Raw genomic sequence first — 9,145 nt, 5'->3', positions numbered from 1 at the left:
GCATTCGACCAGATCGATAACGCGCCGGAAGAAAAAGCTCGTGGTATCACCATCAACACTTCTCACGTTGAATACGACACCCCGACTCGCCACTACGCGCACGTAGACTGCCCGGGCCACGCCGACTATGTTAAAAACATGATCACCGGTGCTGCGCAGATGGACGGCGCGATCCTGGTTGTTGCTGCGACTGACGGCCCGATGCCGCAGACCCGTGAGCACATCCTGCTGGGTCGTCAGGTAGGCGTTCCGTACATCATCGTGTTCCTGAACAAATGCGACATGGTTGATGACGAAGAGCTGCTGGAACTGGTTGAGATGGAAGTGCGTGAACTGCTGTCTCAGTACGACTTCCCGGGCGACGACACGCCGATCGTTCGTGGTTCTGCTCTGAAAGCGCTGGAAGGCGAAGCTGAGTGGGAAGCGAAAATCATCGAACTGGCTGGCTACCTGGATTCCTACATCCCGGAACCAGAGCGTGCGATTGACAAGCCGTTCCTGCTGCCGATCGAAGACGTATTCTCCATCTCCGGTCGTGGTACCGTTGTTACCGGTCGTGTAGAGCGCGGTATCATCAAAGTGGGCGAAGAAGTTGAAATTGTTGGTATCAAAGAGACTGCGAAGTCTACCTGTACTGGCGTTGAAATGTTCCGCAAACTGCTGGACGAAGGCCGTGCTGGTGAGAACGTAGGTGTTCTGCTGCGTGGTATCAAACGTGAAGAAATCGAACGTGGTCAGGTACTGGCTAAGCCGGGCACCATCAAGCCGCACACCAAGTTCGAATCTGAAGTGTACATTCTGTCTAAAGATGAAGGCGGCCGTCATACTCCGTTCTTCAAAGGCTACCGTCCGCAGTTCTACTTCCGTACAACTGACGTGACTGGCACCATCGAACTGCCGGAAGGCGTAGAGATGGTAATGCCGGGCGACAACATCAAAATGGTTGTTACCCTGATCCACCCGATCGCGATGGACGACGGTCTGCGTTTCGCAATCCGTGAAGGCGGCCGTACTGTTGGCGCAGGCGTGGTTGCTAAAGTTCTCGGCTAATCGCTGATAATATTTGACGCAATGCGCAATAAAAGGGCATCATTTGATGCCCTTTTTGCACGCTTTCACATCAGAACCTGGCTCATCAGTGATTTTTTTTGTCATAATCATTGCTGAGACAGGCTCTGCTGAGGGCGTTTAGTCCGAAACGCAACACAGAGCATTTCGGTTTGGATTGCCTCGCATACGCGGGGTGAAAATGTTTGTAGAATACTTCTGACAGGTTGGTTTATGAGTGCGAATACCGAAGCTCAAGGAAGCGGGCGCGGCCTGGAAGCGATGAAGTGGGTCGTTGTTGTCGCATTGCTGCTTGTGGCTATTGTGGGCAACTACCTCTATCGCGACATGATGCTGCCGCTGCGTGCGCTGGCCGTAGTAATTCTGATTGCTGCAGCGGGTGGTGTCGCGCTGTTGACGACAAAAGGTAAAGCAACCGTTGCTTTTGCCCGTGAAGCGCGTACCGAAGTCCGTAAGGTCATTTGGCCGACTCGCCAGGAAACATTGCACACCACGCTGATTGTGGCTGCGGTTACCGCAGTAATGTCACTGATCCTGTGGGGACTGGATGGTATTCTGGTTCGCCTGGTATCCTTTATCACTGGCCTGAGGTTCTGAGATGTCTGAAGCTCCTAAAAAGCGCTGGTACGTCGTTCAGGCGTTTTCCGGTTTTGAAGGCCGCGTAGCAACATCGCTGCGTGAGCATATCAAATTACACAATATGGAAGAGTTGTTTGGTGAAGTCATGGTGCCGACCGAAGAAGTGGTCGAAATCCGTGGTGGCCAGCGTCGCAAAAGCGAGCGCAAATTCTTCCCGGGCTACGTCCTGGTTCAGATGGTGATGAACGACGCAAGCTGGCACCTGGTGCGCAGTGTTCCGCGTGTGATGGGCTTCATCGGCGGTACGTCTGACCGTCCGGCGCCAATCAGCGACAAAGAAGTTGATGCGATCATGAACCGCCTGCAACAGGTCGGTGATAAACCGCGTCCGAAAACGCTGTTTGAACCGGGTGAAATGGTTCGTGTTAACGACGGTCCGTTTGCTGACTTTAACGGCGTTGTTGAAGAAGTGGACTACGAGAAGTCCCGCCTGAAGGTGTCGGTTTCTATCTTTGGTCGTGCGACCCCGGTAGAACTGGACTTTGCCCAGGTTGAGAAAGCCTAAGCAGCGATCAAAAAAGCGGCGATTTAATCGTTGCACAAGGCGCGAGATTGGAATACAATTTCGCGCCTTTTGTTTTTATGGGCCTGGCCCGTAAAACGATTTTTTTATATCACGGGGAGCCTGTTTTCAGGCGTTATACCCAAACGAGGAAATTGCAATGGCTAAGAAAGTACAAGCCTACGTCAAGCTGCAAGTTGCAGCTGGTATGGCTAACCCGAGTCCGCCAGTAGGTCCGGCTCTGGGTCAGCAGGGCGTAAACATCATGGAATTCTGCAAAGCGTTCAACGCAAAAACTGATTCCATCGAAAAAGGTCTGCCGATTCCGGTTGTTATCACCGTTTACGCTGACCGTTCTTTCACCTTCATTACCAAAACGCCTCCGGCAGCAGTTCTGCTGAAGAAAGCGGCTGGTATTAAGTCTGGTTCCGGCAAGCCGAACAAAGACAAAGTAGGTAAAATTTCCCGCGCTCAGCTGCAGGAAATCGCGCAGACCAAAGCTGCCGACATGACTGGTGCCGACATTGAAGCGATGACTCGCTCCATCGAAGGTACTGCACGTTCCATGGGCCTGGTAGTGGAGGACTAAGAAATGGCTAAACTGACCAAGCGCATGCGTGTGATCCGTGAGAAAGTTGATGCGACCAAACAGTACGACATCAACGAAGCTATCTCTCTGCTGAAAGAACTGGCCACTGCTAAGTTCGTAGAAAGCGTAGACGTTGCCGTTAACCTCGGCATCGACGCGCGTAAATCTGACCAGAACGTACGTGGCGCAACTGTACTGCCGCACGGTACTGGCCGTTCCGTTCGCGTAGCCGTATTTACCCAGGGTGCAAACGCTGAAGCTGCTAAAGCTGCTGGCGCTGAACTGGTAGGTATGGAAGATCTGGCTGAACAGATCAAGAAAGGCGAAATGAACTTTGACGTTGTTATTGCTTCCCCGGATGCAATGCGCGTTGTTGGCCAGCTGGGCCAGGTTCTGGGTCCGCGTGGCCTGATGCCGAACCCGAAAGTGGGTACTGTAACGCCTAACGTTGCTGAAGCGGTTAAGAACGCTAAAGCTGGTCAGGTTCGTTACCGTAACGACAAAAACGGCATCATCCACACCACCATCGGTAAAGTGGATTTTGACGCTGACAAACTGAAAGAAAACCTGGAAGCTCTGCTGGTTGCGCTGAAAAAAGCAAAACCGACTCAGGCGAAAGGCGTGTACATCAAGAAAGTTAGCATCTCCACCACCATGGGTGCTGGCGTTGCCGTTGATCAGTCCGGTCTGACTGCGACTGTGGCGAACTAATATTCGCCTTTACGTGGGCGGTGATTTTGTCTACAATCTTACCCCCACGTTTCTGTTGAAATAAACAGAACTCTATGCGAGTCATTTGAATTGTAGCAGCTAACGCGGCTACGGTTCAAAGGGCGAAGTCATAGACAAGATTTGTTCGTTGGAGCCTGGCCTATCCAGGCCTCCGTCGAAGACCGCAGGTGTTTCGTAAGAAACTTAATGCCCTGCGTAGACGGTGACAGAACGCTAAGATTATTTTTTATACTCTGGCTTGTTTCTGCTCACCGTATTAAGACGCTCTTCTCGTTGAGGAGAGTGAAGTGAGTTCCAGAGCATGAGCTCTGGCAAACATCCAGGAGCAAAGCTAATGGCTTTAAATCTTCAAGACAAACAAGCGATTGTTGCTGAAGTCAGCGAAGTAGCCAAAGGCGCGCTGTCTGCAGTAGTTGCGGATTCCCGTGGCGTAACTGTAGATAAAATGACTGAACTGCGTAAAGCAGGTCGTGAAGCTGGCGTTTACATGCGTGTTGTTCGTAACACCCTGCTGCGCCGCGTCGTTGAAGGTACTCCGTTCGAGTGCCTGAAAGACACGTTTGTTGGTCCGACCCTGATTGCATACTCTATGGAACACCCGGGCGCTGCTGCTCGTCTGTTCAAAGAGTTCGCGAAAGCGAATGCAAAATTTGAGGTCAAAGCCGCTGCCTTTGAAGGTGAGCTGATCCCGGCGTCTCAGATCGACCGCCTGGCAACTCTGCCGACCTACGAAGAAGCAATTGCACGCCTGATGGCAACCATGAAAGAAGCTTCGGCTGGCAAACTGGTTCGTACTCTGGCTGCTGTACGCGATGCGAAAGAAGCTGCTTAATCGCAGTTATCTTTGTAACGCATCCGCTTACGTATAAACTTATTCTGATATTCAGGAACAATTTAAATGTCTATCACTAAAGATCAAATCATTGAAGCAGTATCCGCTATGTCCGTAATGGACGTTGTAGAACTGATCTCTGCAATGGAAGAAAAATTCGGTGTTTCCGCTGCTGCTGCTGTAGCTGTAGCTGCTGGCCCGGTTGAAGCTGCTGAAGAAAAAACTGAATTCGACGTAATTCTGAAAGCTGCTGGCGCTAACAAAGTTGCTGTTATCAAAGCAGTACGTGGCGCAACTGGCCTGGGTCTGAAAGAAGCTAAAGACCTGGTAGAATCTGCTCCGGCCGCTCTGAAAGAAGGCGTGAGCAAAGATGACGCTGAAGCTCTGAAAAAATCTCTGGAAGAAGCTGGCGCTGAAGTTGAAGTTAAATAAGCCAACCCTTCCGGTTGCAGCCTAAGAAATTAGGCTGATGGCTGGTGACTTTTTAGTCACCAGCCTTTTTGCGCTGTAAGGCGCCAGTAGCGTTTCACACTGTTTGACTACTGGTTGTCCTGACAATGCTTGTTTCTATCGACGACTTAATATACTGCGACAGAACGCCCGTTCTGTGTAAATCGCAATGAAATGGTTTAAGCGTGATAGCAACAGGCATTGCGGAAAGTATTCCATTTTCCGGTCAACAAAATAGTGTTGCACAAACTGTCCCTCCGCAGGACAGATGGGTCGACTTGTCAGCGAGCTGAGGAACCCTATGGTTTACTCCTATACCGAGAAAAAACGTATTCGTAAGGATTTTGGTAAACGTCCACAAGTTCTGGATGTACCTTATCTCCTTTCTATCCAGCTTGACTCGTTTCAGAAGTTTATCGAGCAAGATCCTGAAGGGCAGTACGGTCTGGAAGCTGCATTCCGTTCCGTGTTCCCGATTCAGAGCTACAGCGGTAATTCCGAGCTGCAATACGTCAGCTACCGCCTTGGCGAACCGGTGTTTGACGTTCAGGAATGTCAGATCCGTGGCGTGACCTATTCCGCACCGCTGCGCGTAAAACTGCGTCTGGTGATCTACGAGCGCGAAGCGCCGGAAGGCACCGTAAAAGACATTAAAGAACAAGAAGTCTACATGGGCGAAATTCCGCTCATGACCGACAACGGTACTTTCGTTATCAACGGTACTGAGCGTGTTATCGTTTCCCAGCTGCATCGTAGCCCGGGTGTCTTCTTCGACAGCGATAAAGGTAAAACTCACTCTTCCGGTAAAGTACTGTATAACGCGCGCATCATTCCTTACCGTGGTTCATGGCTGGACTTCGAGTTCGATCCGAAAGACAACCTGTTTGTCCGTATCGACCGTCGTCGTAAACTGCCTGCGACCATCATTCTGCGTGCACTGCAATACACCACTGAACAGATCCTGGACCTGTTCTTTGAGAAAGTGATCTTCGAGATCCGCGACAACAAGTTGCAGATGGAACTGGTGCCGGAACGCCTGCGTGGTGAAACCGCCTCCTTTGACATCGAAGCCAACGGCAAAGTGTACGTCGAAAAAGGTCGTCGCATTACTGCGCGCCACATTCGCCAGCTGGAAAAAGACGATATCAAACATATCGAAGTTCCGGTTGAGTACATCGCGGGTAAAGTGGCGTCTAAAGACTACGTTGACGAATCAACTGGCGAGCTGATCTGCGCAGCGAACATGGAGCTGAGCCTGGATCTGCTGGCGAAGCTGAGCCAGTCTGGCCACAAGCGTATCGAAACGCTGTTCACCAACGATCTGGATCACGGCCCGTACATTTCTGAAACGGTACGCATCGACCCGACCAACGATCGTCTGAGCGCGCTGGTAGAAATCTACCGCATGATGCGCCCGGGTGAGCCGCCGACTCGTGAAGCGGCTGAAAGCCTGTTTGAGAACCTGTTCTTCTCCGAAGACCGCTATGACCTGTCTGCGGTTGGTCGTATGAAGTTCAACCGTTCTCTGCTGCGCGACGAAATTGAAGGTTCCGGTATCCTGAGCAAAGACGACATCATTGACGTGATGAAGAAGCTCATTGATATCCGTAACGGTAAAGGCGAAGTCGATGATATCGACCACCTCGGCAACCGTCGTATCCGTTCCGTAGGCGAAATGGCGGAAAACCAATTCCGCGTTGGCCTGGTGCGTGTTGAGCGTGCGGTGAAAGAGCGTCTGTCTCTGGGCGATCTGGATACCCTGATGCCTCAGGACATGATCAACGCCAAACCGATTTCTGCGGCAGTGAAAGAGTTCTTCGGCTCCAGCCAGCTGTCTCAGTTTATGGACCAGAACAACCCGCTGTCTGAGATTACGCACAAACGTCGTATCTCCGCACTCGGCCCAGGCGGTCTGACCCGTGAACGCGCAGGCTTCGAAGTTCGAGACGTACACCCGACCCACTACGGTCGCGTATGTCCTATCGAAACGCCTGAAGGTCCGAACATCGGTCTGATCAACTCCCTGTCCGTGTACGCACAGACTAACGAATACGGTTTCCTCGAGACGCCGTATCGTAAAGTCACCGACGGCGTTGTGACTGACGAAATTCATTACCTGTCTGCTATCGAAGAAGGTAACTACGTTATCGCTCAGGCGAACTCCAACCTGGATGACGAAGGCCACTTTGTAGAAGATCTGGTTACTTGCCGTAGCAAAGGCGAATCCAGCTTGTTCAGCCGCGACCAGGTTGACTACATGGACGTTTCCACTCAACAGGTGGTTTCCGTCGGTGCGTCCCTGATCCCGTTCCTGGAACACGATGACGCCAACCGTGCATTGATGGGTGCGAACATGCAACGTCAGGCGGTTCCGACTCTGCGCGCTGATAAGCCGCTGGTTGGTACCGGTATGGAACGTGCTGTTGCCGTTGACTCCGGTGTAACTGCGGTTGCTAAACGTGGCGGTACTGTTCAGTACGTGGATGCGTCCCGTATCGTTATCAAAGTTAACGAAGACGAGATGTACCCGGGCGAAGCAGGCATCGACATCTACAACCTGACCAAATACACCCGCTCTAACCAGAACACCTGTATCAACCAGATGCCGTGTGTTTCTCTGGGTGAGCCGGTTGAGCGCGGCGACGTGCTGGCTGACGGTCCGTCCACCGACCTCGGTGAACTGGCGCTGGGTCAGAACATGCGCGTAGCGTTCATGCCGTGGAACGGCTACAACTTCGAAGACTCCATCCTCGTTTCCGAGCGTGTTGTCCAGGAAGACCGTTTCACCACCATCCACATTCAGGAACTGGCCTGTGTGTCTCGTGACACCAAGCTGGGGCCGGAAGAGATCACCGCTGATATCCCGAACGTGGGTGAAGCTGCACTCTCTAAACTGGATGAATCCGGTATCGTTTACATCGGTGCGGAAGTGACCGGCGGCGACATTCTGGTTGGTAAGGTAACGCCGAAAGGTGAAACCCAGCTGACGCCAGAAGAGAAACTGCTGCGTGCGATCTTCGGTGAGAAAGCGTCTGACGTTAAAGACTCTTCTCTGCGCGTACCAAACGGTGTTTCCGGTACGGTTATCGACGTTCAGGTCTTTACTCGCGATGGCGTAGAAAAAGACAAACGTGCGCTGGAAATCGAAGAGATGCAGCTGAAGCAGGCGAAGAAAGACCTGTCTGAAGAATTGCAGATCCTCGAAGCTGGCCTGTTTAGCCGTATCCACGCTGTGCTGGTTTCCGGTGGCGTTGAAGCTGAGAAGCTCGACAAACTGCCGCGCGATCGCTGGCTGGAACTGGGCCTGACCGACGAAGAGAAACAAAATCAGCTGGAGCAACTGGCTGAGCAGTATGACGAACTGAAACACGAGTTCGAAAAAAAACTCGAAGCGAAACGCCGCAAAATCACTCAGGGCGACGATCTGGCACCGGGCGTGCTGAAGATTGTTAAGGTATATCTGGCGGTTAAACGCCGTATCCAACCTGGTGACAAGATGGCAGGTCGTCACGGTAACAAGGGTGTAATTTCTAAGATCAACCCGATCGAAGATATGCCTTACGATGAAAACGGCACGCCGGTAGACATCGTACTGAACCCGCTGGGCGTACCGTCTCGTATGAACATCGGTCAGATTCTGGAAACCCACCTGGGTATGGCTGCGAAAGGTATCGGCGATAAGATCAACGCCATGCTGAAACAGCAGCAGGAAGTCGCGAAACTGCGCGAATTCATCCAGCGTGCGTACGATCTGGGCGCTGACGTTCGTCAGAAAGTTGACCTGAATACCTTCAGCGATGAAGAAGTTCTGCGTCTGGCTGAAAACCTGCGCAAAGGTATGCCGATCGCAACGCCGGTGTTCGACGGTGCGAAAGAAGCGGAAATTAAAGAGCTGCTGAAACTGGGTGACCTGCCGACTTCCGGTCAGATCACGCTGTTTGACGGCCGTACCGGTGAACAGTTCGAGCGTTCGGTAACCGTAGGTTACATGTACATGCTGAAACTGAACCACCTGGTCGACGACAAAATGCACGCTCGTTCCACCGGTTCCTACAGCCTGGTTACTCAGCAGCCGCTGGGTGGTAAGGCGCAGTTCGGTGGTCAGCGCTTCGGGGAGATGGAAGTGTGGGCGCTGGAAGCATACGGCGCAGCATACACCTTGCAGGAAATGCTCACCGTTAAGTCTGATGACGTGAATGGCCGTACTAAGATGTATAAGAACATCGTGGACGGCAACCATCAGATGGAACCGGGCATGCCGGAATCCTTCAACGTATTGTTGAAAGAGATTCGTTCGCTGGGTATCAACATCGAACTGGAAGACGAGTAATTC

General features: G+C 52.1%; 8 protein-coding genes. All 8 read left to right on the top strand.

Annotated elements, in window-relative coordinates; translation table 11 throughout:
* Positions 1 to 1,050: elongation factor Tu (gene tuf / locus OGX80_RS00735; RefSeq protein ID WP_286470695.1), on the top strand; the 1,050-nt coding region annotated here is incomplete at its 5' end.
* Between the two features lie 231 nt (positions 1,051 to 1,281).
* Positions 1,282 to 1,665 (top strand): preprotein translocase subunit SecE, encoded by a 384-nt coding sequence (gene secE / locus OGX80_RS00730; RefSeq protein WP_012133816.1) that lies wholly within the window; start codon positions 1,282 to 1,284, stop codon positions 1,663 to 1,665.
* Position 1,666: 1 nt separating this feature from the next.
* The gene (gene nusG / locus OGX80_RS00725; protein ID WP_003862341.1) at positions 1,667 to 2,212 is read left to right on the top strand and encodes a transcription termination/antitermination protein NusG; all 546 of its coding nucleotides are present in this window, start codon (positions 1,667 to 1,669) and stop codon (positions 2,210 to 2,212) included.
* A 157-nt stretch (positions 2,213 to 2,369) separates the two neighbouring features.
* Positions 2,370 to 2,798: a 50S ribosomal protein L11 gene (gene rplK, locus OGX80_RS00720; protein WP_012133815.1), complete on the top strand. Its 429-nt coding sequence runs from the start codon at positions 2,370 to 2,372 to the stop codon at positions 2,796 to 2,798.
* A 3-nt stretch (positions 2,799 to 2,801) separates the two neighbouring features.
* Positions 2,802 to 3,509, top strand: a complete 708-nt coding sequence (gene rplA, locus OGX80_RS00715; RefSeq protein WP_012133813.1) for a 50S ribosomal protein L1 — start codon at positions 2,802 to 2,804, stop codon at positions 3,507 to 3,509.
* Between the two features lie 355 nt (positions 3,510 to 3,864).
* The gene (rplJ, locus tag OGX80_RS00710) at positions 3,865 to 4,362 is read left to right on the top strand and encodes a 50S ribosomal protein L10 (protein ID WP_004097644.1); all 498 of its coding nucleotides are present in this window, start codon (positions 3,865 to 3,867) and stop codon (positions 4,360 to 4,362) included.
* Between the two features lie 66 nt (positions 4,363 to 4,428).
* Positions 4,429 to 4,794: a 50S ribosomal protein L7/L12 gene (gene rplL, locus OGX80_RS00705; protein WP_012133812.1), complete on the top strand. Its 366-nt coding sequence runs from the start codon at positions 4,429 to 4,431 to the stop codon at positions 4,792 to 4,794.
* 319 nt (positions 4,795 to 5,113) lie between these two features.
* Positions 5,114 to 9,142 carry a DNA-directed RNA polymerase subunit beta gene (gene rpoB / locus OGX80_RS00700; RefSeq protein ID WP_024130652.1) on the top strand — a complete coding sequence of 1,343 codons (4,029 nt, stop codon included), beginning with the start codon at positions 5,114 to 5,116 and terminating at the stop codon, positions 9,140 to 9,142.
* The last annotated feature ends 3 nt before the right edge of the window (positions 9,143 to 9,145 follow it).

The sequence above is a fragment of the Citrobacter sp. CK194 genome (genome assembly GCF_030333395.1).
In the GTDB taxonomy this organism is placed as follows: Bacteria; Pseudomonadota; Gammaproteobacteria; order Enterobacterales; family Enterobacteriaceae; genus Citrobacter_B; species Citrobacter_B koseri.
Note: the sequence above shows the minus strand (reverse complement) of the source record. Positions and strands in the feature narration are given on the sequence as shown.